This is a genomic window from Micromonospora sp. DT233 (genome assembly GCF_049841815.1).
Taxonomy (GTDB): domain Bacteria; phylum Actinomycetota; class Actinomycetes; order Mycobacteriales; family Micromonosporaceae; genus Micromonospora.
Genome location: NZ_JBNCLB010000023.1, coordinates 1 through 619 on the forward strand (window position 1 = coordinate 1; position 619 = coordinate 619).

General features: G+C 72.9%; 1 protein-coding gene. It reads right to left on the minus strand.

All coding sequences use genetic code 11. The features are described from left to right. Positions 1-160: 160 nt before the first annotated feature. A partial coding sequence (locus ACLQ2V_RS27435; RefSeq protein WP_425721480.1) for a hypothetical protein occupies positions 161-619 on the minus strand: 459 nt, incomplete at its 5' end.

Below are 619 nucleotides of genomic sequence, written 5' to 3' on the forward strand. Positions count from 1 at the left end.
GAAGCTAAGCCCTCCAGCGCCGATGGTACTGCACTCGTGAGGGTGTGGGAGAGTAGGACACCGCCGGACATTCTTTCCAGTCGAGGGCCGCCCCATCCGGGTCGGCCCTCGACTGCGTGGCGCCGACTGCGGCGCAATCAGGAAGGATGTACCTGTGAGTTCAGGACCCCACGACGGCGACCGTCCTCGTCGTTACGAAGACCGCTCCGACCGACGTGGCGGGGCCCCCCGACGGGACGACCGTCCCCCGTACCGTGGCGATCGTGACGACCGCGCGAGTGGTCAGCGCGGCGGCAACGCCGGCCGCGACGGCGAGCGCCGCGAGGGCGGCGGCTCCCGTGAGGACTCGCGCCCCGGCGGCTACCGCCGCGACGGCGACAGCCGGGAGGGTGGTTTCCGCTCGGGTCCCCGTGAGGGTGGTTCGCGCGAGGGTGGTTTCCGTGGTGGTGACCGCCGCGAGGGTGGTTACCAGGGTGGCGGTGACCGCCGCGAGGGCGGTTTCCGCTCCGGGCCGCCGCGCGAGGGTGGTTTCCGCCGTGACGGCGACGGCCGTCCGGGTGGTGCCCGCGAGGGTGGCTTCCGTGGTGGCGAGCGCCGTGAGGGTGGTTTCCGCTCGGGT